The 21035-nt window shown below is 68.1% G+C and carries 21 protein-coding genes; 6 read left to right on the plus strand and 15 right to left on the minus strand.

Going from position 1 to position 21035, the window contains the following annotated elements; genetic code table 11:
* Positions 1-49: 49 nt before the first annotated feature.
* Positions 50-1498 (minus strand): FAD-binding oxidoreductase, encoded by a 1449-nt coding sequence (locus tag NVU01S_RS07895; protein WP_209444743.1) that lies wholly within the window; start codon positions 1496-1498, stop codon positions 50-52.
* 110 nt (positions 1499-1608) lie between these two features.
* On the opposite strand from NVU01S_RS07895, the gene NVU01S_RS07900 reads away from it, so the two are divergent.
* The gene (locus NVU01S_RS07900) at positions 1609-2253 is read left to right on the plus strand and encodes a TetR-like C-terminal domain-containing protein (RefSeq protein ID WP_052280105.1); all 645 of its coding nucleotides are present in this window, start codon (positions 1609-1611) and stop codon (positions 2251-2253) included.
* A 26-nt stretch (positions 2254-2279) separates the two neighbouring features.
* Positions 2280-2963: an NAD(P)-dependent oxidoreductase gene (locus NVU01S_RS07905; RefSeq protein WP_043663399.1), complete on the plus strand. Its 684-nt coding sequence runs from the start codon at positions 2280-2282 to the stop codon at positions 2961-2963.
* Between the two features lie 33 nt (positions 2964-2996).
* Here the strand turns inward: NVU01S_RS07905 and NVU01S_RS07910 are convergent, their stop codons facing one another.
* The gene (locus tag NVU01S_RS07910) at positions 2997-3710 is read right to left on the minus strand and encodes a response regulator transcription factor (protein WP_081593917.1); all 714 of its coding nucleotides are present in this window, start codon (positions 3708-3710) and stop codon (positions 2997-2999) included.
* A gap of 676 nt (positions 3711-4386) precedes the next feature.
* Here NVU01S_RS07910 and NVU01S_RS07915 point away from each other — a divergent pair.
* Positions 4387-5118: a response regulator transcription factor gene (locus NVU01S_RS07915; protein ID WP_043663396.1), complete on the plus strand. Its 732-nt coding sequence runs from the start codon at positions 4387-4389 to the stop codon at positions 5116-5118.
* A 5-nt stretch (positions 5119-5123) separates the two neighbouring features.
* On the opposite strand, the gene NVU01S_RS07920 is transcribed toward NVU01S_RS07915, so the two are convergent.
* The 13 genes from NVU01S_RS07920 to NVU01S_RS07980 are packed head-to-tail and all read right to left on the minus strand — an operon-like array spanning position 5124 to position 17735.
* Positions 5124-5555 carry a nuclear transport factor 2 family protein gene (locus NVU01S_RS07920; RefSeq protein ID WP_043663393.1) on the minus strand — a complete coding sequence of 144 codons (432 nt, stop codon included), beginning with the start codon at positions 5553-5555 and terminating at the stop codon, positions 5124-5126.
* Positions 5548-6930 carry an NDP-hexose 2,3-dehydratase family protein gene (locus NVU01S_RS07925; RefSeq protein WP_043663390.1) on the minus strand — a complete coding sequence of 461 codons (1383 nt, stop codon included), beginning with the start codon at positions 6928-6930 and terminating at the stop codon, positions 5548-5550. The genes NVU01S_RS07920 and NVU01S_RS07925 overlap by 8 nt, the downstream gene beginning before the upstream one ends.
* A complete protein-coding gene (locus tag NVU01S_RS07930) occupies positions 6927-8048 on the minus strand; it encodes a DegT/DnrJ/EryC1/StrS family aminotransferase (RefSeq protein ID WP_043663387.1) in 1122 nt (373 codons plus the stop codon). The genes NVU01S_RS07925 and NVU01S_RS07930 overlap by 4 nt, the downstream gene beginning before the upstream one ends.
* Positions 8049-8106: 58 nt before the next feature.
* Entirely contained in the window at positions 8107-8976 is an 870-nt protein-coding gene (rfbA, locus tag NVU01S_RS07935) for a glucose-1-phosphate thymidylyltransferase RfbA (protein ID WP_043663704.1), read from the minus strand.
* A gap of 31 nt (positions 8977-9007) precedes the next feature.
* A complete protein-coding gene (locus NVU01S_RS07940; RefSeq protein WP_052280104.1) occupies positions 9008-9919 on the minus strand; it encodes an alpha/beta hydrolase in 912 nt (303 codons plus the stop codon).
* On the minus strand, positions 9916-11418 hold the full coding sequence (locus NVU01S_RS07945; RefSeq protein WP_043663384.1) for an FAD-dependent monooxygenase: 1503 nt from the start codon (positions 11416-11418) through the stop codon (positions 9916-9918). Before NVU01S_RS07945 ends, NVU01S_RS07940 begins: the two co-directional genes overlap by 4 nt.
* Before the next feature lie 33 nt (positions 11419-11451).
* Positions 11452-12906, minus strand: coding sequence for an FAD-dependent monooxygenase (locus NVU01S_RS07950; RefSeq protein WP_043663381.1), 1455 nt, complete (start codon positions 12904-12906; stop codon positions 11452-11454).
* 4 nt (positions 12907-12910) lie between these two features.
* On the minus strand, positions 12911-13855 hold the full coding sequence (locus NVU01S_RS07955; protein WP_043663379.1) for an aromatase/cyclase: 945 nt from the start codon (positions 13853-13855) through the stop codon (positions 12911-12913).
* A 21-nt stretch (positions 13856-13876) separates the two neighbouring features.
* Entirely contained in the window at positions 13877-14662 is a 786-nt protein-coding gene (gene fabG, locus NVU01S_RS07960; RefSeq protein WP_043663376.1) for a 3-oxoacyl-ACP reductase FabG, read from the minus strand.
* Between the two features lie 12 nt (positions 14663-14674).
* Positions 14675-14932, minus strand: a complete 258-nt coding sequence (locus NVU01S_RS07965) for an acyl carrier protein (protein WP_014982309.1) — start codon at positions 14930-14932, stop codon at positions 14675-14677.
* 12 nt (positions 14933-14944) lie between these two features.
* Positions 14945-16144, minus strand: a complete 1200-nt coding sequence (locus tag NVU01S_RS07970) for a ketosynthase chain-length factor (RefSeq protein WP_043663372.1) — start codon at positions 16142-16144, stop codon at positions 14945-14947.
* Positions 16141-17412: a beta-ketoacyl-[acyl-carrier-protein] synthase family protein gene (locus tag NVU01S_RS07975; RefSeq protein ID WP_043663370.1), complete on the minus strand. Its 1272-nt coding sequence runs from the start codon at positions 17410-17412 to the stop codon at positions 16141-16143. Before NVU01S_RS07975 ends, NVU01S_RS07970 begins: the two co-directional genes overlap by 4 nt.
* Positions 17409-17735 (minus strand): TcmI family type II polyketide cyclase, encoded by a 327-nt coding sequence (locus NVU01S_RS07980; RefSeq protein ID WP_042264331.1) that lies wholly within the window; start codon positions 17733-17735, stop codon positions 17409-17411. The genes NVU01S_RS07975 and NVU01S_RS07980 overlap by 4 nt, the downstream gene beginning before the upstream one ends.
* 443 nt (positions 17736-18178) lie before the next feature.
* Between NVU01S_RS07980 and NVU01S_RS07985 the strand changes: the two genes are divergently transcribed.
* Genes NVU01S_RS07985 through NVU01S_RS07995 form a run of 3 tightly spaced genes read left to right on the plus strand, consistent with a single transcriptional unit; the run spans position 18179 to position 20978 of the window.
* Positions 18179-19366, plus strand: a complete 1188-nt coding sequence (locus NVU01S_RS07985; protein ID WP_043663365.1) for a nucleotide disphospho-sugar-binding domain-containing protein — start codon at positions 18179-18181, stop codon at positions 19364-19366.
* Entirely contained in the window at positions 19366-19983 is a 618-nt protein-coding gene (locus NVU01S_RS07990; RefSeq protein ID WP_043663364.1) for a dTDP-4-dehydrorhamnose 3,5-epimerase family protein, read from the plus strand. Before NVU01S_RS07985 ends, NVU01S_RS07990 begins: the two co-directional genes overlap by 1 nt.
* Entirely contained in the window at positions 19974-20978 is a 1005-nt protein-coding gene (locus NVU01S_RS07995; RefSeq protein ID WP_043663361.1) for an NAD-dependent epimerase/dehydratase family protein, read from the plus strand. Before NVU01S_RS07990 ends, NVU01S_RS07995 begins: the two co-directional genes overlap by 10 nt.
* Positions 20979-21035 lie beyond the last annotated feature (57 nt).

Consider the following 21035-nt stretch of genomic DNA (forward strand, 5'->3'; position numbering starts at 1 on the left):
AGAACCGGCGTGGCCGCAGCCGCGGCTGCGGCCACGTTCGGTCGGTGGTTCAGCGGCCGGACTTCGGGTCGAGGACCGGGAAGTTGCTGCGGAACACACCGTGCGGGTCCGCGCTGCGCTTGATATCGCGCAGCCGGGCCAGCGTGTCGGGAGTGAAGGCGTCCGCGGCGGTCTGGCCGGGACCCAGCAGGGTCAGCGGCGTCCGACGGCTGCGGGACGAACCGAGGGCGGTGAGGTAGTCCGCCATCCGAGTCTCGTTGGCGGCGGCCATATCCGGGGTGACCTCGGGCGCGATCAGGCCGATGTAGTACGGGGCGGCGACGGCGCCGGCCGGAGTGTCGGACGCGCGCGCGAGGCGGCCGCCGAGATGGCGGACCTGCACCGCGGCGACCGGCGCCATCGGCTTGCCCAGCAGGCCGGCGACGTCGGCGTCGGTGAGCCCGTTCAGCAGTTCGATCTGCGAGCGGATCGGACTGGGCTCGGCGGGTTCCCCGGTGATGGTGCCCAATTCGGCGATCGGCAGCACTCTGCGGGTATCGCGCATCTTGCCGTCGATACCGTCGAACGGACGCAGCAGCGCCTGCCCGGCCGCCTCGTCGCCGAGATAGGTGACGTCGAGGCCGACCATCGGTGGGGCGCCGTCGAATTGGAGCAGGCTCCACCAGAGCGTCAGCTCGTCCGGAGCCGTGGCGGTCACCTCGCGGAAGGCGGCCATCACCTGCGGCGCCCGGTCGGCGGACCACAGCACCTTGCCGCCGTACAGGGCGGGAGCCGGGTGCAACCCGAACTCGATCGTGGTGACCAGCGCATAGTCGCCACCGCCACCGCGCAGGGCCCAGAACAGATCCGGCTCCGTCGCGGCCGTCACCCGCCGGGTGCGTCCGTCGGCGTCGATGATCTCGAACGCGGTGACGCTCTCGGCGGCCCAGCCGAATTTGCGTGCGAACCAGCTCAATCCGCCGCCGAGGGTGTACCCGGTGATGCCGACGCCCGGCGCGCTGCCCGCCACCCCGGTCAATCCGTGCGAGCTCGCGATCTCCTGCACCTGCCCCCAGGAGACGCCGGCGCCGACCCGGGCGGTGCGCGCGACCGGATCGACGCGGATCTCGTTCAGCCGCTTGGTGCGTACCAGAATCGTTCCGTTCACCGCCGGCGAGGGATTGTGTCCGTTCGGCTGGACTGCCAAGGTACTGCCAGCATTTTTGGCATACCGCACAAGCGCGGTGGCATCCTCGGCGTCGGCGAGTTCGACGACGGCGCGCACCGACTGGTCGACCGTCAGATTCCACGGCTTACGAGCGAGGTCGAACCCCTCGTCGCCGGGCAGCAGCACTCGCCCGCGCACGGCGGATCGCAGCTTCGAATCATCTCCGGGGGCCGCCTCCGTACCGGAGCCATCGGTCGTGCACGCCGCTACCGCGAGCCCGCTGCCGACCACCAGCAAGCGGCGGCGGCTCAGCTCGAACGACCCACCCTTACCGTCCTGACCTGCACTCATTCCATTCCTTCCACGAGGTTCATTACGAAACGATACGCACTCGTTTCATAATTGGAGATGCGATACAGAACACGCTTGTTTCGTAACTCCCGCGCCGCTACGCTGTCGGTGTGTCGACACAACAGAGCGGCGAGCCCAAAGCGAAACCCGGTGGTAGGCCCCGGGATCCGGATCGCGATCGCGCACTGCTGGCCGCCGTCAGCGAGATCCTGCCCGAGGTCGGCTACGACCGGCTGACCATGGACGCCGTCGCGGCCCGGGCCGGCGCGGGGCGGGCCACCGTGTATCGACGCTGGAAGGACAAGTCGGAACTGGTCCGCGACGCGATCCAGGCGCTGAGCTGGGACGAGCCGCTGCCCGACACCGGCAGCCTGCGTTCGGATCTGATCGCCGTGGGCGCCATGTATCTCGACCCGAGCAGTCAGCGGGATTCGATCCTGTCCGCGATCGCTTCGGCGATCAAACGCGATCAGCAATTGCGCGAAACCGTCGAACGCGTTATCTCGCAACCGCGCCGGGCAGCCTATGCCGCCATCGTGCATCGGGCGTGTGAACGCGGCGAGATCGCGGCGGGAGCCGATACCGAACTCATCGCCGACGTCGTGCCCGCGATGATCTTCTATCGCCTGCTCGACAAGGAAGAACCAATGGAGGGCGCATATTTCGAGCGGGTGATCGATTCCCTGGTCATTCCGCTGCTCACGGGATATGCGGGCGCGCGACCGCAAGGCGCGACCGAGAAAACTGACAAATAGCTGTATCAGCCGGTGGGAGAAGCAAGATGAGGTTTGTTGTATTCGGTGCCAGTGGGCCGACCGGACTACAGGTCATCCAGCAGGCAATAGACAAGGGCTATGAAGTGACCGCAGCGGTCCGCCGCCCCGGCGAATTCCCGCTCACCGCACCGAATTTGCGAGTCGTCCAGGTGGACGCGCTCGAGGCCGAATCGGTGAAGAACGCGGTCGCGGGCCAGGATGCGGTGATATCCATTCTCGGCGGTAAATACACGATGAAGCCGGTATCGATATTCTCCGAAGGTCTGGGAAATATCTTGCCCGCCATGCGGACCCATGGTGTCCGCCGCCTGGTGTGCGTCAGCTCCGTCTGCGTCGCGGGTAAGGCCGCGCCGGGCGAGACGTTCCTCTTCCGCACGGTCCTGCTGCCCATCCTGCTCACCCTGGGCCGCACCGCCTACTTCGACATGGGCCGGATGGAGGACATCGTCGAGAACAGCGGCCTGGACTGGACGATCGTGCGCGCCTCGGGCCTGTTCGACGCCGACCGGGTCACCGACTACACGATCGGCCCGTCCGGGATCCCCGGCCGCTACACCGCACGCGCCGACCTGGCGGACGCGCTGTTGCGCGAGGTGATGGAGAACCGGAACGTCAAAGCGTCGGTCGACGTGGTCACCACCGAGGGCGTCCCACGCCTGACCGACAGCTTCAAGCGCGGGCAGAAGTAACCGCCCCCGATGATCCGGCGAGGCAGCGCACCGTCAGCCCGTATCGACCATCGGGTGGTGCGCGGCAGGGTAGGCGTCGCTGACGAGTTTGAAACCGACACCGCGCACCGAGATGATCCATTCACTGGCGCCGAGCTTGGCGCGCAGGCTGCTGACATGCGTATCGGCGGTGCGGCGCGACCAGTTGTGGCCCCAGACCGCGCGCATGATCTCGGCCCGCGGCACCACCCGCCCGCTGTTCTCCGCCAGCAGGACCAGCAGGTCGAACTCCTTGCGGGTGAGCGCGATCCGGCGGCCGAACACGGTGACCTCGCGGGCCAGCGCGTCGATGCGCAGCGGTCCGTGCTCGAGCGCGGGCTCGGCTCGGCGCACCCGGGCCGACCGGCGCCACATCAGCGCCTCGACCCGGGCCGCGAGTTCACGGAAGTGATAGGGCTTGGCGATGTAGTCGTCGGCTCCGGCCTGCAATGCGAGCACGCAATCCAGTTCCGACTTCCGTTCCGCGGTGACGATTATCGGTACGCCGCACTCGGCGACACTCCGGCATACATAAAGACCATCCATATCCGGCAGTTCGAGACTCACGATAACCAGGTCATAAGCGGTACACGCGTCCACCGCCGCCAGACCGGAATCGGCCTCCGCAACTTCGTAGCCATGCCGGGTCATATATTTGGCAAGTTCCGCCCGCGATGCCGGGTTACCGTCGACAATCAGGATTCGTTGCCCAACAGACCACCTCGTCATCGCGCCCGTACTTCGCTCACCCTGGTGAGTAATCGGACCCTGTGTCGACTTCCGTTGTCCGGACTGCACGTCGAAATACCCCCCAAACTTTCCCGCATTGGAGCACGGCGACCGATAAAACCGCGCCCCACCTGGGACGCCCGTCGGACCGGAGGTCGCCGTCCGACGGCAAGGCCGACAGTACCACAGGGGTTAGGCCCGAGCCTGACCACGAAAGTGTGGGCATCACTACGAGATACGCGGACTGACAAGTTTAGTTCGTATTGTTCGAAAGCTGGACCAATAGCTTGTCATCTACTATCCGCGACGCGCGGGAATCCGGCGCGTATATCGACATACGTTGCGTCACATGACAATACGAAGACCTCGGATCATCCCATCTGATAGGATCTCCGGGCATCATAGAGCGAACGGAGGGCACTGCCAAATCAACACTGCCACAACGTAATTCGACCTTTCCCCAGCCTACCCCAGCCCAGCTGCCCAGCGTCGAGCAGCCCGGCTATCGCGTATTACATTCCGGCCACGGAGCACGCGGCGTGCCACCCGGCCAGGAAAGGCCAGCGCGACAAGTAATTCCACAAGAACTGTGCAGCCGAGCCCGACGGCGCGTCCGTCGGAGCAATGCGCTCACCCACCGCAATCTGCAGTACGAGCTGTGATGTATCGGGGGATTATGGAGCTACAATGTTTCGACGCCGACCGGTCGGCGAACCACCACATTCTCTTGGTGGAAAGCAATGAGGCAGAACGGCGGTCGCTGACCGAGCGACTGGTTCGGCACGGTTATACGGTGACCGCGGTCGATACCGCGGGCAGCGCGCTGGAGTGTTACCACAATGCCGATCTGGTGCTGCTCGATGTCGATCTGTCCGATCTCGACGGTATCGAGGTCTGCCGCGCCATCCGGGACACCAGCGCCGTCCCGATCATCATCGTGACGGCCCGGGATTCGGTCCTCGATCGCGTGCTCGGATTGCGTTCCGGCGCCGACGACTACATCACCAAACCGTACGGCGCGCGAGAATTGATCGCGCGGATCCAAGCGGTCTTGCGCCGATTCGTGCCCGATGAATGTATGGCGCCCACGCCGGTCACCGCGACCTCGATCCGGCACGGTCCGCTGTCCGTCGACGCCGATGCCCGACGCGTCGAATTGGCCGGCGATCTCGTCAAGACGACGAGAAAGGAATTCGACCTGCTGTACCTGCTCGCCTCCAATCCGGACAAGGTCATCGAGCGCAGCACCATCACCGAGGAGATCTGGGACGGCACGCTGTCGAGCCGGACCGTGGACACCCATATCAACAGCCTCCGCAAGAAGCTGGGCACGAGCGAGTGGATCGTCACCGTGCGTGGTATCGGCTTCCGCTTCATCGGACACCGATACGACGCACAGCACGCATAGCCCGGCTACGGCCGGCTCCATGCGGAAGTGAAGGTGAAGCGGCGCATCCGCCACCCCGCCGCGGTGCGCACCGCGGCGGCCGTGCCGAATCCGCCGAACGAGGTGTGCCCGGCCGGGCCCGCGGCGGCCCCGATGTGCACCGCGGTGAGATGTGCCGTCACCGTGGCGGTGTCGCCGTCGCACACCACCCGGTGGTTGCCGCCGAGGTGGTGCGACCGCGGAAACTTCTCGTACGCCATGCGCTGGAACTCGCGCAGCTCGGCCATGCCGCGAAACGTGCCCTGGGGAAAGACGAGTTCGGCATCGTCGGTGAACACCGCATCGAGCCATGCGTCGTTGTCCCGGTCGAAGTCGAGGTGGTGCACGTAGCGGTCGAAGAGCTCGACCAGCTCGGCCTTGTCGAGGAAAGCGTGCAGACGCTGTTGAACATCAACCATGGTGTGCGAAATCCTGATTCAGCGAAACGGCCCCCGCGTTGAGGCAGGACAGCAGCGTCCTGGCCTGCACGTTGAGGTAATGACCGTGGCCCGCGAGCCAATTCAACTGCGCGGGGGTGGCCCAGCAGTAGTTGCGCGGCACTTCCAGCGGCAGGTCCGCCTCGACGAACATGTAGCGGCTTTCCGCGTTGAGAAACCGCCCCCCTTCCTCGGAATGCACTACGTCGTAACGGATCTGGTCCGGACCCGCGTCGCGGACCACATCCAGGAACGGCGGTCGCTGGTCCCAGTTGGCAGGCACGCACTGTACGGTCGGCGCCAGCTCGACCGTGTCGAGGAAGCCTGCCTCGACCTTCGCCTGCACCAAAAGGTGTGGCAGGCCGTCGATCCGGCGGAACACGAAGGCCGCGATGCCTTGGCCGTGCGGCTCGAACAGCGGCTGGGTCCAGGAGGTGACCTCCCGGCTGCCCGCCTCCACCTCGACCGCGATGAGCCGGAAGAATCGGTCGTCGGCGCGGCCGATATGGGTTTCGCCCCGGTGCCAGCCGCCGACGTCGGCCAGCGGCATCAGCGAGATCTCCACGTCGTGCCGGGCGCGCTCGACGGTGAACCACGATTGCAGCTCGGCATCCGAACGCAGTGCGACAGCACTGGTTCCGTTCATCGGGAAGGTCGCGATCACGGTGCGCGAGTCCATGTTCACCACGTTGTCGGCCTGCAGCAGTGCGCCGATCTGGCCGAGGGTCAGCCAGCAGAAGTCCGGATGCACCGGGACGTCATCGGTGGTCTCCACCAGCATGTTCCGGTTCGACTTGCGATAGAACCAGGCGCCGTGTTCGGACTGGAGCACGTCGGCGAGCACCCGCCCGGCGCCGAGATCGGCGAAGTAGGACAGGTATCGGACGTTGCTCCCGCGATGCACGCCGGTGTAATTGCTGCGCGTGGCCTGCACCGTCGGCGAGAGCTGGAGCAGATTCCGGTTGCCCGGCTCCATCTTCGCCTGCATGAGAAAGTGCAGCACACCGTCGAATTCCTTGGCCAGGATGCCGAGTATCCCGACCTCGGGCTGCAGGATGATCGGCTGCTGCCACGACCGCACCGCCCCTTCGTCCACCTGCACCGAGAGCCCCTCGACGCTGAAGAACTTTCCGGTGCGGTGCCGCATGTTCCCGGTGTCGGGCGCGAAGGACCAGGCGTCCATCTCGCGAAACGGTATGCGGCGCACCTCGAATCGGTTGGCGGCCGCCCGCCCCGCCAGCCACGCCGGAAAGTCCGCCGTGCGCAGCCACGCACCGGCCCCGGTGGCCGCGGCCGACAACGCGAGCCGCTCCGACAGGTCCTCGTCGGAGCGGGTCCGGACGGAGCGCACGCTCACAGCCCCGCCACGACGGTGCGCAGCACCTCGATGACGCGGTCCTGCTCGGCCTCGTTCAGCGCCGGATACATCGGCAGCGAGAAGATCTCCTGCGCAAGCCCTTCGGTGACCGGCAGTTGCCCGGCGCGCCAACCCAGATGCTCGAATCCGGTCATGGTGTGCACCGGCCACGGGTAGCTGATGTTGAGCAGGATGTCGTGCTCGCGCATCGCCTCGATGATCGCGTCGCGCTTCGGGTGTCGCACGACGTAGACGTAGTAGACGTGGGTATTGCCGGGATTCGTGGCAGGCAGCAGCAATCCGTGCGAGTCGGCGAGATCGCCGAGCCCCTGCTCGTACCGCCGCGCCACGGTGTTGCGGCCCGCGATGTAGTCGTCGAGCCGGCCGAGCTTGCGGCGCAGAATCTCGGCCTGCACCTCGTCGAGCCGGGAGTTGTGGCCCGGCGTGCGCATCACGTAATAGACCTTGTCCATGCCGTAATAGCGCAGCTGCTGCAGATTTCGCTGAATGTTCGCATCGGGGGTGACCACCGCGCCACCGTCGCCGTAGGCGCCGAGCACCTTGGTCGGATAGAAGGAGAACGCCGCGGCATCGGACATGGTGCCCGCCAACTGCTCCCCCTGCCGGGCGCCGTGTGCCTGGGCACAGTCCTCCAGGATCTGCAGCCCGTGTTCGGCGGCCAGCCGCCGCAGCGGCGTCATGTCCACGCACTGTCCGTAAAGATGCACGGGCACAATAGCTTTCGTGCGCGGCGTGATCGCGGCCGCCACCTGATCGGTGTCCATCAGGAAGTCTTCGGCCCGCACGTCGACGAAAACCGGTGTCGCACCGGCGCCGACGATCGCGACGACGGTGGGCGCCGCGGTGTTCGACACGGTGATCACCTCGTCACCGGGTCCGACACCGAGGGCTTCCAGGCCGAGTTTCAGTGCGTTGGTGCCGTTGTCGACACCGGTGCAGTGCGCGAGCCCGTGGTAAGCCGCGAATTCCCGTTCGAAACCGCGCACGCTCTCGCCGAGGATCAGCTGACCCGATCCGAACACGGTCTGCACCGCGTCGAGGATGTCCTCGCGCTCCTTTTCGTACTCGGGCAGGTAGTCCCATACACGGGTGGTCATGAGTTTGCTCCCTTGGTAGTTCGGGTGATCGGAACGGACATCGCGAGATCGGGCGCGCTCACACGGCGGCCGCGATGTCCATGACGTATTGGCCGTACGGCGATTTCGCGAGTTGCCTGCCGAGCCGGTGGCAGGACTCCTGATCGATGAAGCCCATGCGCAGCGCGATCTCCTCGATGCAGGCGATCCGTACGCCTTGGCGCCGCTCCATGATCTCGACGTACTGACCCGCTTCGAGCAGCGCCTCGTGGGTGCCCGCGTCGAGCCAGACGAAGCCGCGGCCGAGCGGCACGAGGCGGGCCCGGTCCTGCGCCAGGAAAGTGCGGTTGACGTCGGTGATCTCCAATTCGCCGCGCGCGGAGGGCTGCAGATCCTTCGCGATCGCGACGACGTCGTTGTGATAGAAGTACAGCCCGGTGACCGCGAGATTCGACCGCGGCCGGGCCGGCTTCTCCACCAGGTCGAGCAGGCGGCCCTCGGCGTCCAGCTCGGCGACCCCGTAGCGTTGCGGGTCGAGCACCGGGTAACCGAACAGAACGCAGCCGTCGACGTCCTGACTACTCTGCTGTAGCACCTCGACAAATCCTGGACCGTGAAAGATGTTGTCCCCCAGTACCAATGCCACCGAATCGGCGCCGATGTGCCGTTCGGAGACCAGGAACGCGTCCGCGAGCCCGCGCGGCTTGTCCTGCTCGGCGTAGGTCAGGCACAATCCGAGCGCCGACCCGTCGCCCAGCAGCTGCCGGAAGCGCGGCAGATCGTCCGGGGTGGCGATGATCTCGATATCGGTGATGCCGGCGAGCATCAGCACCGAGAGCGGGTAGTAGATCATCGGCTTGTCATAGACCGGTAGCAGCTGCTTCGACACCGCCAGCGTGACCGGTTGCAGCCGGGTGCCGCTGCCACCGGCGAGGATTATCCCCTTCACGGCCGTCTCCTCCAGGATCGCTTGTGCGGCTTCATAGTTCGGAAGATGTCGACTGCATCGGCCGGTCCGCCGCCGGCGCATCGACGGGGTGCAGGCAGTCCTCGAGGAAGCCGAGTGCGCGCAGATGGTAGGAGCGGGCGGCCCAGCTCAGGCTGATGTTGTGGCCCGCCCCGGATTGCCGCTCCACCGCCACACTCGGCGCGCCGGTGAAGCGAGCGGCCATATCCCGCACCGTATTCGGGTCGTGCCGCCACAGCGCCTCGTGTTCGGCGAAGGTGCACCGGACCGGCACCGCGACCCGGGCCGCCAGGCGCGGGAACACCACCGGCCAGCGGGCCGCCTCGGCCAGCTCCAGCGTGGGCGTCGGCGCGACGACGGTCGAGCTGGTTCGGAAGGTCGCGGGCGGGTACAGCCGCGGCGGTCCCCAGCCCCGCAGCGCCCGCCTGCGCGCGTCACCGAGCTGGAACAGGCGCGAGGCGTACCGATGGCCGCAGCCGGAGATGTCCACCCCGAGCAGCCGGGCCGAGCCGAACGTCTCGGTGGCGAGGCGCAGCGCGACCATGCCGCCGAAGGAATGCGCGAGCAGGAAGAAGCCAGCGCCGATGTCGTGCTCGGCCGCGAATCCGGTGAGCGCGTGCCGCAGTGTGCGCACCTGCGCCGCCTGTGTCTGTCCGTCGGGCAGTTGCGCGGTGGACCGCCCGTAGCCCGGCCGGTCCACCGCGAGCACCGCATAGCCGAGGCGGGCACCGAGGGTCAGCAACGACACCTCGGCCGTCGCCTGCCCGTCGAAGTAGCTCGCGTTCATCCCGGCCCCGTGCAGCGCCACGATCGTCGCGCGTGGTGCTTCGTCGGGCCGATTCAGCAACGCGGACAGGGTGATTCCGGCACCGTCCAGCATGACCGAACGGACGCCGGTGGAGCGCGCGAGCGCCGCCGTGGTCACCGCTGCGCCTCGGCTGCCACGCTGCGGGAGACGGCGTCCGCCGGACCGAACCAGCGGCGCAGGGCCGCGGTCAGCGCCGTACGGTCGCGCCGCTCAGCGGCCGCCCACGCCACATAGCCGTCGGGGCGGATCAGCACGGCTGTCACGTCTTCGAGGCCGCGACGCTCCTGCAGTTCGGCTTCGACGACGGTGACCCGGTCCCGCCACGGATCGGCCGCGGCTTGCAGTGCACCGTCGGCGGCCAGGTCCAGCAGCACGCCGCGGGCCGGATGCAGCAGTTCGGTGGTCGTGGTCGCGCCGGCCGCGGTACGCAGCGGTCGCGGCGGAATCCGTCTGCCCTGCAACGGATGTGCCGCAGACTCGGGCGAATACCGGATGTCGAGCCCGCTCACCGTGCCCGCGAGGTAGCGCTTGGTGTCGTCGTAGGCGATCAACTCCGTGAACAGCTCGCGCAGCGGATCCGCCTCGGCGCCGGTGATGTAGAGCATCCCCTGTACCCGGGTGTTGTCCAGCAGCCGGGCACCGACCGGATGGCGTTCCGCGTGATAGGTGTCGAGCAGTTCCGGCCCGGCCGAACCACGCACCACGGCACCGAGTTTCCATCCGAGGTTGGCCGCGTCCTGGACGCCGGTGCTCAGCCCCTGACCACCGGCGGGAAGATGGATATGCGCCGCGTCGCCCGCCAGGAACACCCGGCCTCTGCGGTATTCCGAAGCCTGGCGGGTGGCATCGGAGAACGAGCTGGCCCAGTCCGCGCGACCGTGGGCGATCGAGTCCCCGGTGATCCGTTCCCACGCCGCGGCCAGTTCGGCGAAGCCGATCTCGGTTCCGCGCTGCACCACGGGTGTTTCGTGCTCGCACACCACGACCCGGTCGACACCCGGCGCCAGTGGCATGGCCATGATCATGCCGCCCGGGAGCCTTTCACCGAACGGCCGCGGCGCGATGTCGCAGCCGACCACATCGGCCAGATACATGCCGAGAGTGCCTGCGGTGCCGGGAAACTCGAAACCGGCGAGCTTGCGTACGACGCTGTGCCCGCCGTCGCAGCCGACCAGATAGGTCGCGCGCAAGGTCCTTTCGTCGCCGGCGACTTCTGCCGTGACCGAAACCCCGTCGCCGTCGTCGTGCAGTCCGCGCACCGTCCAGCCGCGCCGGACGTCCGCGCCCAACTCGCGGGCCCACTGTTCCAGCGCCGCCTCGGTCTGCGATTGCGGCACGCCGCGCGCGCCGAAATGACAGTCCTCGAGCACCGTGTAGTCGAACAGCAGCCCGCCGAAGTGACCCATCGGGCTCTGCTCCAGCCCGCCGACGGCCGCGAGCAGGCCACGCTGATCGAAGGTCTCCATCGCGCGAGCGGTGAAGCCGAGTCCGCGGGACTGCCCCGTCGATTCCGGCAGTTGTTCCAGCACCACGACTTCGGCGCCGGCCAGCCGCAATTCGCCGGCGAGCAGCAGGCCGGTCGGCCCGGCGCCGACCACAATCACATCGGTGTCCACGTTTGCTCTCCTTGTCTGCGCACGGGCTCGCGGTCAGTCAACGGACCCGGGCGGGCCGAACCAGTGCCGCAAGCGGCCGTCCAGGTCGGCATCCGCGGAACCCACCCAGCTCACGTAGCCGTCCGGCCGGACCAGCACGGCCTCGGTACCGATCTCGTCGCCGGCCACGACCTCGGCCACCCCGACCCGCTGGGCCCAGGGCGCCACCACCTTTTCCAGCGCGTCGACCTGCGACCGCCCGCACCCGAGCACGAGACCGCGCCCGGTGCGCAGCGCCGCGGTGCTGGTCCCGGTGGGCGCGCGCAGCGCCAGCTCAGGCAGCCGGACGCCGAGCCAACGGTGCTCCCCCGGCTCGGCCGGATAGCGCACATCCAATCCGCTGATCATCCCGGCCAGGTGCACCCGCACCGATTCCGCCGCGATCAACTCGCGCAGCATGGTCCGCAACGACTCGACTTCTGGTCCGCCGAGCAGCAATTCGGTCTGGACCCGGATGTTCGACAGGATCCGCGCGCCGACCGCACTGCGTTCCGAGTGATAGGTGTCGAGCAGCTGATCCGCCGCCCCGTGCAGGGTGGCGGCCAGCTTCCAGCCCAGGTTCACGGCGTCCTGGAGACCGAGGTTCAGCGCTTGGCCGCCGCTGGGCATCTGCTGATGCGCGGCATCGCCCGCGAAGAGCACGCGGCCCTTGCGGTATTCCCGCACCTGCCTGCTGGTGTCGTCGAAGACGTTCACCCACAACGGCTTTCCGTGCCCGATGGCTTCCCCGGTGACCTGCTGCCACGCCGCCACGACCTCGTCGAAGGCGGGATCGCTTGCCCGCCCGGCACCGTCGGCGCCGAAGCGGTGCACCATGACCCTGATGATCCCGGCGGGATTTCGTGCCGCCGTGGCGAATCCGTGCTCGTACCGCTCGAACCGCCGGTCCTCGATCGCCAAGCCCGCCACATCCGCACGCAACAGTTCGCGGGTGGCCGAGCGGCCCGCGAACTCCACCCCCGCGCACTCGCGCACCGTGCTGTCCGCGCCGTCACAGCCGACCACGAATGCCGCACGCAGCCGCCGTATTCCGGTGCCGGTCTGCGCCGAAACCTCGACGCCGGCGCCGTCGTCGTGCACCGCCGATACCCGCCAACCACGCCGGACCTCGGCGCCGAGCGCCACCGCCCACTCGTGCAGCAATGCCACGGTGGTGGTCTGCGGCACCTTCCACTGACCGGGATACCGGCTGGGCAGGGTGAGATCCAAGGGGATGCCGCCGAAGTGGCCGCGCGGCTCGTTCGGCACGGGGCCGAGTTCGCCGATCAGGCCACGAGCGTCGAAGATCTCCATGGTTCGCGCGTGCAAGGTCGAGGCCCTGGACTCCGTCGACGGCGTCTCCCGCGACTCCAGCACGACGACCTCGACGCCCCCGAGGCGCAACTCACCCGCCAGCATCAGCCCGACCGGGCCCGCGCCGACGACGATCACCTGCGTTTGTTCGATCATCGGGTCAGTCGCGTCGCTCGGCGAAGGACTTCGCGTGCTGCAGGGTGGTCATGCTGTTGGTGCTCAACGCGTTTCGCACGAAGTCCTTGGCATCCTCGAGCGTCTTGTCCGCGCCGAGGATGTCGGCGATCCGGTCGGTGGCGATGGTGACCGTGTGCTGCGAGGTGGCCAGCACGCCGTCGGTGTTCTCGGCGAAGGTCCACCGTCCGGTGTGCAGCGACATCAGCGCGGGCAGGGTCACCTGCTTGTAGACGATCGAATGGTGCGGGTAGGTGACCCGATAGGACTTGGTGGTGTGCACCGAGCCGTCGCGCGTCTTGGTGTCCATCTCGAGCGTCTGCAGGCCGGGCGAGGGTTCTTCCAGCCGTGCGGCGGCGACGTGCGGCAGCCGTTCGGTCCACAGCTGCGCCTGATCGATGAATTCGTAGGCCTGCACGGCCGAGCCCGCGATCTGCACGGAGTCCTCGAACGAGAAGGTGGAATCCGCGGCCGCGTAGGCGAATTCGAGTTCGGTTCGCAGGCCCTCGAGCTCACTGCGCGAATTGCGGTCCACCGCCTGGTCGATCCAGGCCAGACCGTCCGGATCGTCGTCCACCGCACGGTAACTGTGCTGCAGCCGGACCAGTGCGGTGTGGTCGGACCGGGCCTCGATCAGCCACGCGCCGCTCATGAACGCCACCGGGGGTGCCGAAATCTCTTGCTGGAAGGTGATTTTCCGGGCCGCCGGATCGAGCGTGCGGCGCGAGGTCCAGTTCTTGGCGGTGCCGTTGGCCGTCGCCCAGATCCGGATCCGCTCGGCGCCCTCGGTCTGCTCGAGCTGCTCCACGTAGATCGTCGGCCCGAAGATGCGTGGCCAACTGCCGACATCGGCGATCAGCGCGTACACCGTGTCCGCGGGTGCGGCGATCTCGATCTCGTGCTCGACCTCGCGCATAGTGCTGGTAGTCATCGAAATACCTGTTCCTCGAGCTCAGAAATTGCCCAGTCCGCCGCAGACGTTCAACGCTTGCGCCGTGATGGATGCGGCGGTGTCGGAGGCCAGGTAGCCGACCAGTCCGGCCACCTCCTCCGGGGTCGAGTAGCGCCCGAGCGGGATCTTGGCCTGGAACTTCTCCAGGATTTCCGCCTCGCTCTTGCCGTAGGCGCTCGCGTAGCCCTGCCGGACCCGCGCCGCCATCGGCGTCTCGACGTAGCCGGGGCACACGGCGTTGACCGTGATGCCGGTGGGGGCCAGCTCATTGCCGAGCGCCTTGGTGAATCCGACGACGCCGTGCTTGGACGCCGAGTACGGCGCCCCGAGCACCACACCCTGCTTGCCCGCGGTGGAGGCGATGTTGATGATCCGGCCGCGATCCTTGGTGCGCATGCCGCCGGTGTTGAGCACCTCGCGGGTCAAGCGGAAAACGCTGGTCAGATTGGTCTCGATGACGTCGTTCCACAGCTCGGCGGTGATATCGGCGGTGACGCCGCCGCCGCTGCGCCCGGCGTTGTTGACCAGCACATCGATCGACCCGAACGCGTCGACGGCGGCCTGGACGAAATGCTGCACCTCCGTGTCCGAGCGGACGTCCACGGCGGCGCCGTCCACCGTCAGGTCCTCCGAGCGCAACTGCTTCACCGTGGCGGTCACGTTCTCCGCGGTGCGCGCGCCGATGAACACCCGGTGTCCCGAGCCGCCGAGCAGGCGGGCGACGGCCAGTCCGATACCGCTGGTCGCCCCGGTCACCAGGGCCACCGGCGCTTCGACATTCGACATCTGCGTTCCCCCTCAGGCCGCGTTCACGAGACGCGCGTTGACGGCGCCGATCAGGGCCCGCGGCGTGGTGGCCGACAGCAGGGTGTCCTCGTCCAGGGAGATCTCGAACTCGCGCTCGATCCGGCCGCTGGCTTCCAGCAGCGCGAGCGAGTCGTAACCGAGGTCGTCGAAGAGCACGTCGAGCACGGGTTCGGCGAAGTCGATGCCCTCGTCGCCCGCGGCTTCGAGCATGATCCGGCCCAGGTCGGTGAGTGTGAATCGGTCAGCCATTGTCCTTCTCCTTCATGAGTTTTCGTTGGTCAGCACGAGCGCCGAGTTGAATCCGCCGTAGCCGCGCGCCAAGACCAGCGCGGTGCGCACGGGGGCCGGGCGGGCCTGGCCCACCACCAGATCCAGCTGCGCCTCGGGATCGGGCTCGACATGCACGGTCGGCGGAATCAGGCTGTGCCGCATGGCCAGCAGCGCGGCGACGAGATCGAGCGGCCCGGCGCCCGAATACAGCCGGCCGGTCATCGTCTTCGGCACGGTGACCGGCACCCCACCGGCGCCGAACACCGCCGAAATGGCCTGCGCTTCCATGCGATCGAGCTCGGGCAGGCCCGCCGCGTCGGCGAACACCACGTCGATGTCGGCCGGTGTCCGCCCGGCATCGGCCAGCGCCAGTTCGATCGCTTTGCGCAGCCCTGGCCCGTTCGGGTCGAAAGTGGCTGCGTAACCGGCGATCTCGCCGTAGGTCCGGGCGCCACGAGCTCGCGCCTGCCCGTCGGACTCGACGACCAGGATCGCGCCGCCCTCGCCGGGCACATGCCCGTTCGCGCGGGCATCGAAGGGCAGATACGCGTCCGCCGGGTCGTCGCTGGTGCTCAGTCGCCCGCTCGCCTGCTGCCCGATCCAGCCCCAGGGGCACAGTGACGAGTCGATCGCGCCCGTGACAATGGTGCTGGTGCCCTTGCGAATCGCGCGCCGCGCGGCGGCTACGGCATCCAGGCCGCCTGCTTGGTCACCGACCAGCACGCTGGCCGGACCCTTCATGCCGTTGCGAATCGCGATCTGGCCGCTGTTCACGGCATAGAACCAGGCGAAGGACTGGTACGCGCTGACGTACTGACTGCCCCGGTGCCAGAGGTTCTGCAATTCGCGCTGGCCGAATTCGAAACCGCCGGCCGAGCTGGCGGTGATCACGCCGATGTCGAATTCGGGCAGCCGGCTCGGCGTCAGCCCGGCGTCGGCGAACGCCCAGTCCGTCGCGGCCAAGGCCAGCTGGGTCATCCGGTCGGTCTGCGGAAGCAGCCTGCCCGGCAGGTGATCGGCGGCCTCGAAGCCCGGCACCTCGCCCGCGAGCTGGGCCGGATAGCCGCTCGGATCGAATCGGGAGACCCGGGCGATGCCCGACTTGCCGGCCACGGTAGCGTCCCAATACTGTTCCGCGCCAAGACCGTTCGGCGCCGCCACGCCGAATCCGGTGACCACCGCCGTCGTCATGCCGCGCTCCGTTCGGCGCGGGCGAGCACCATCGCGCTCTGGAAGCCGCCGAAACCGCTGCCCACGGTCAGCACCGCGTCGGTCACGTGCTCGCGCGCGGTCAGCGGCACGTAGTCCAGATCGCATTCCGGGTCCGGGGTGTGCAGGTTGGCCGTCGGCGGGACGGTGTTGTGCGTCATCGCCAGGATCGACGCCGCGATCTCGATCGAGCCGATCGCGCCGAGCGAATGCCCGACCATCGACTTGATCGAGCTCACCGGGATCTCGTAGGCCCGCTGCCCCAGGCTGCGCTTGAACGCCGCGGTCTCGTGCCGGTCGTTCTGCTTGGTGCCCGAACCGTGCGCGTTGATGTAGTCGATCTCGTCCGGGTTCATCGCGGCTTCGTGCAGCGCCACCCGGATGGCCTCGGCCATCTCGATGCCGTCGGGCCGCAGGCCGGTCATGTGATAGGCGTTGCTGCGGGTCGCGTAGCCCGCGATCTCGGCGTAGATGCGCGCGCCGCGCCGCTTGGCGGATTCGAGTTCCTCCAGCACGAACACCGCGGCGCCCTCGCCCAGCACGAAGCCGTTGCGGGTGCCGTCGAACGGGCGCGACGCGGTGCCCGGCTCGTCGTTGCGCGGCGAGGTCGCCTTGATCGCGTCGAAGCTGGCCACGGTGATCGGCGAGATGGGCGCGTCGGTGGCGCCCGCCACCATCACATCCGCGGTGCCCTCGCGGATCAGCTCGACCGCGTAGCCGACGGAGTCGATGCCCGAGGTGCAGCCGGTCGAGATCACCGTGGTCGCCCCGCGCGCCCCGACCAGCTCGGCCACCTCCGCGGCGAACGAGCTCGGCACCAGGCAGCTGTACAGATGCGGTACGGCGTACTCGTGGTCGACCAGGTGCAGCCGCCCGGCGTCACTGACCACGCGGTATTCCCAGTCCAAGCTGGTGGCCGCGCCCACCGCGGTGCCGATCGTGACACCGACCCGGTACGGGTCGTAGGCCTCGATGTCGATGCCGCTGTCGGCCACCGCGTTTCGCGCGGCGACCGCGACGAACTGTGCCGCCCGATCCATCCGCCGGACCTCTTGCGGACTGAGACCGCCCGCCTCGGGATCGAAGTCGACCTCGGCGGCGATCTTGGACCGGAACGGCGCCGGATCGAAGAAGGTGATGCCGCGGGTCGCGGTACGGCCGGCGCTCAGCAGCTCCCAGAACGCGTCGCGACCGACGCCGCCGGGTGCGAGCACCTCCATGCCGGTGACGACGACTCTGCGCTCGTTCACGATTCGGCTGCCCAGCTGTAGAACCGGGTGGCCATGGCGTCCGAGGGCGTACGCCACTGCGGGTCGTAGGCCTCGATGAACGGCTTCAGATCGGCGCTGATGCCGACGAAGCGCGGATCGGTCTTGGCCTGCTCGATCCGTTCACCACCGTCCGCGGAATCGAAGTCCTGCAGGTGGAAATAGAGTCCGCGGTAATAGAACAGCTGCCTGCGCCGGGTACCCATGCGGTGCGGCATCTCGGTGCCGTCGAACTCGGCGAACAGGTCCGCGACCTGTGGGTGCGATCCGGGATCCATCCGCGCCACAATCAATGTGCTGTGCATCGGAGTTGTCTCCTTCTACTAGATTCGACGCTCGCAATCCCAGAAGATCGCCCACATCGGCGAGCGGACTGCACTGGCGAGGATTCTTTACTCCACGCAGCGGGTAGCGATTTCGACCCCGGGTTCCATGATCTTGAAGGAATCGACAATAAACAAGATTCGAATCGGTCAGGACATTGTCAAACTTTTGATTCCGCTTCGCACCCCCGAAATCCTGCGAGAACACCGAGTGTCAGCGAACTGTCAACTCGCCACGGGCGCCGACCGGCGAGCAACGATTCGAACTTGACCAAGAATTGACACAAATATGCAAAACCCCGTATTGCCTATTCATCGGCGGACTGGAAATTATTGAATATCCAGCCGGACGGCTCATTCGCCGGACGCGCTCGCGACAGCTGCCGGCCAGCCAGACCACGACATATCCGGAGGTACCGATCGCAATGCGATTCCTGCTCACCACCTTGCCCGGCACATCGCACCTGTTGCCGCTGGTGCCGTTCGCGCAGGCGGCGCTCGCCGCCGGGCACGAGGTGCGCGTGGCCTGCACCGGTCCGGCGCTGCCCGCCGCAGTGGCGGCCGGGTTGCACGCGCTGGCCGTGGACGACGGCGCCTCGGCCCGCCCGTACGAGGAGATCGTGCGCCGGATCGGCGAGACCGACATGACCGAGACGATGTCGCCCGCGCAGATGCACGCGGAATTCGCGGCCGCGTTCGGCGAGACCGGCAATCTCATGCTCGGCGGGTTGGTCGAGGCCGTGCGGGAATGGCAGGCCGACGCCGTGGTGTACACCCCAATGGCGGTGGCCGGCCTGGTGGCCGCGCGCGCGACGGGCACGACCGCCATCGTGCACGGTCTCGGCACCCGGTGGCCGACCTACGGCCCCGCGCTCGCCCATCTGCACAGCGCTGCAACGGATCTCGGCGTCACCGAGGCGGTCGAGGCGGATATCGAGATCGACGTCAGCCCGCCCTCGCTCGAGGCCATCCATCATCGGACCACGCCCGCGCCGACGCAGACCTACGCGAGCCGCATCGAGGGCATGCGCTACCTCCCCTACAACGGCGGTGGGGAACTGCCCGCCTGGGTGCGCGCGCCGCGCACCGGGCGCCGCCGAGTCGCGGCCACTCTCGGCTCCTTGACCGCGACCTACGGCGACGGCACGCTGCTGCGGCACATCATCAAGGGCGCCGCGGAGCTGGACGTCGAGATCATCCTGATGACCGGCGACGCCGCCTTGCCCGGCCCGTTGCCCGAGTACGTGCGCCCGGTGCCGTGGCTGCCGTTGCGCGCGGTGCTGGAATCCTGTGCGGCCGTAGTCCATCACGGCGGCGCGGGCAGCATGTACGCGGCCCTGGACGCCGGCGTCCCCCAGCTGGTGCTGCCCGACCGCGGCACCGACAGCGATACCAACGCCCAGATCGCGGTGACCCGCGGCGTGGCCCTGCGCCTCGACGCCGGCGAGATCGGCGCGAGCACCATCGAACAGTCGCTCGGCAAGCTGCTCGACTCCGAGAGCCATCGCGACGCTTGCACCGAAGTAGCCCAGGAGATGCACGACATGCCTGCTCCCAGCACGGTAATCGACCGGATCGCGGCCGCGATCACCGCGACGAAGGCGGGTGCGTGATGAGCGCGGTCGAGGTCAGAAAGCTCGCTATCGAGGGTGCGGTGGAGTTCTCCGTCCCGGTATACCGGGACAGCCGTGGGCTTTTCACCAGCCCGTTCCAGATCGATGCGTTCGACGCGGCGCTCGGCCACGGCCTGTTCCCGGTCCGCGACATCAGCCACAACGTCTCGGCTCGCGGGGTACTGCGCGGCATCCACTACACGACCACCCCGCCCGGGCGCTCGAAGTACGTGTACGTCCCGCACGGCCGCGTCACCGACTACCTGGTCGACCTCCGCGTCGGCTCACCGACCTTCGGCCGTTGGGACCAAACGGAATTGGGCGGCGACGGCGCCACGGCCAAGGCATTGTTCATCCCCATGGGTGTCGGCCACGCTTTCCTCTCGCAGCAGGACGATTCGATCGTGGTCTACGTGATGTCGGAGGGATACGAGGCGGCCAACGAATTGGCCATCTCCCCGCTGGACCCGGAGATCGGGCTGCCGATCCCCCGGATCCCCCGTCCGGAACAGTCCGAAAGAGACCGCGCCGCACTGACTCTCGCAGCCGCGGGCGAACGCGGCCTGCTTCCCGACTACGCGACCTGCCTCGAGCTGGAGGCGAAACTGTGGCACTGACACCACCTCTGGTCACCCTGCTCGGCGCCACCGGTTTCGTCGGTTCGGCGGTGCTGCGCGAACTCGCCGCGCGCCCGATCCGCCTGCGCGTCGTCGCGCGGCATCCCGCACCGATCCCGCCGGACGCGCGCGCCACCATCGAGGTGTGCACCGCGGACCTCACCGCGCCCGGCGTGGTGGCCCGCGTGGTCGCGGACGCGGACATCGTCGTGCACTGTGTCGCCTACATCAACGACGGCCCGTCGACCTGGCGGATCGCCGAGGGCGACGACGCCGCAGAACGAGTGAACGTCGGCATCGTCGCCGACCTGGTCGCCGCGCTCGAGCAGCGCACCGACCCGGTCGGCGTGGTCTTCGCCGGTGCCGTCTCCCAGGTCGGCAAGGGTGCGGGTGAAGTGATCGACGGCACCGAGATCGACGCTCCCTCAGGCGAATACGACCGGCAGAAGCTGCGCGCGGAACGGCTGCTACTCGACTCGCTGGCGGCAGGGCCGCACCGGGCGGTGTCGGTCCGGCTGCCGACAGTCTTCGGCAGCGGGCCCCAGTCGACCGCGCGGGACAAGGGCGTGGTCTCGATGATGATCCGGCGCGCGCTGGCCGGTGACCCGCTCACCATGTGGCACGACGGCACCGTCAAGCGCGACGTGGTCTACGTCGAGGACATCGCCCGGGCGCTGGTGGCCGCGACCGAGCACACCGCCGAACTCGCCGGGCGCGCCTGGGTACTCGGTTCCGGCCACGGCATTCCGCTCGGGCAGTTGTTCGGCACCATCGCGGACCTGGTCGCCGCGCACACCGGCAGCCGCGCCCCCGTCGTCTCGGTGCCGCCGCCCGCCCATGCCGAGGCCGGCGATCTGGTGCACATCACCATCGACTCCTCGGCTTTTCGCGCCGTCACCGGCTGGCAGCCGACCGTTCCCCTGGAAACCGCACTGCGCCGGACCATCGAGGTCTGCGCGGCCGAGCGGGTCATCACCGAATCGACGGCCGGCTGAGCCGGCGCCTCGACGCCACCGTGGCTCGCGCGAGTCACGGTGGCACCGCCGAAGAAT

It is taken from the genome of Nocardia vulneris (genome assembly GCF_001613425.1).
Taxonomy (GTDB): Bacteria; Actinomycetota; Actinomycetes; order Mycobacteriales; family Mycobacteriaceae; genus Nocardia; species Nocardia vulneris.

Excerpts from the sequence above, each read along its gene's own strand:
- NVU01S_RS07895 (WP_209444743.1), bottom strand. The coding sequence starts at position 1,498 with ATGAGTGCAGGTCAGGACGGTAAGGGTGGGTCGTTCGAGCTGAGCCGC.
- NVU01S_RS07905 (WP_043663399.1), top strand. The coding sequence starts at position 2,280 with ATGAGGTTTGTTGTATTCGGTGCCAGTGGGCCGACCGGACTACAGGTC.
- NVU01S_RS07910 (WP_081593917.1), bottom strand. The coding sequence starts at position 3,710 with ATGACGAGGTGGTCTGTTGGGCAACGAATCCTGATTGTCGACGGTAAC.
- NVU01S_RS07915 (WP_043663396.1), top strand. The coding sequence starts at position 4,387 with ATGGAGCTACAATGTTTCGACGCCGACCGGTCGGCGAACCACCACATT.
- NVU01S_RS07920 (WP_043663393.1), bottom strand. The coding sequence starts at position 5,555 with ATGGTTGATGTTCAACAGCGTCTGCACGCTTTCCTCGACAAGGCCGAG.
- NVU01S_RS07930 (WP_043663387.1), bottom strand. The coding sequence starts at position 8,048 with ATGACCACCCGTGTATGGGACTACCTGCCCGAGTACGAAAAGGAGCGC.
- NVU01S_RS07950 (WP_043663381.1), bottom strand. The coding sequence starts at position 12,906 with ATGATCGAACAAACGCAGGTGATCGTCGTCGGCGCGGGCCCGGTCGGG.
- NVU01S_RS07955 (WP_043663379.1), bottom strand. The coding sequence starts at position 13,855 with ATGACTACCAGCACTATGCGCGAGGTCGAGCACGAGATCGAGATCGCC.
- fabG (WP_043663376.1), bottom strand. The coding sequence starts at position 14,662 with ATGTCGAATGTCGAAGCGCCGGTGGCCCTGGTGACCGGGGCGACCAGC.
- NVU01S_RS07965 (WP_014982309.1), bottom strand. The coding sequence starts at position 14,932 with ATGGCTGACCGATTCACACTCACCGACCTGGGCCGGATCATGCTCGAA.
- NVU01S_RS07970 (WP_043663372.1), bottom strand. The coding sequence starts at position 16,144 with ATGACGACGGCGGTGGTCACCGGATTCGGCGTGGCGGCGCCGAACGGT.
- NVU01S_RS07980 (WP_042264331.1), bottom strand. The coding sequence starts at position 17,735 with ATGCACAGCACATTGATTGTGGCGCGGATGGATCCCGGATCGCACCCA.
- NVU01S_RS07985 (WP_043663365.1), top strand. The coding sequence starts at position 18,179 with ATGCGATTCCTGCTCACCACCTTGCCCGGCACATCGCACCTGTTGCCG.
- NVU01S_RS07990 (WP_043663364.1), top strand. The coding sequence starts at position 19,366 with ATGAGCGCGGTCGAGGTCAGAAAGCTCGCTATCGAGGGTGCGGTGGAG.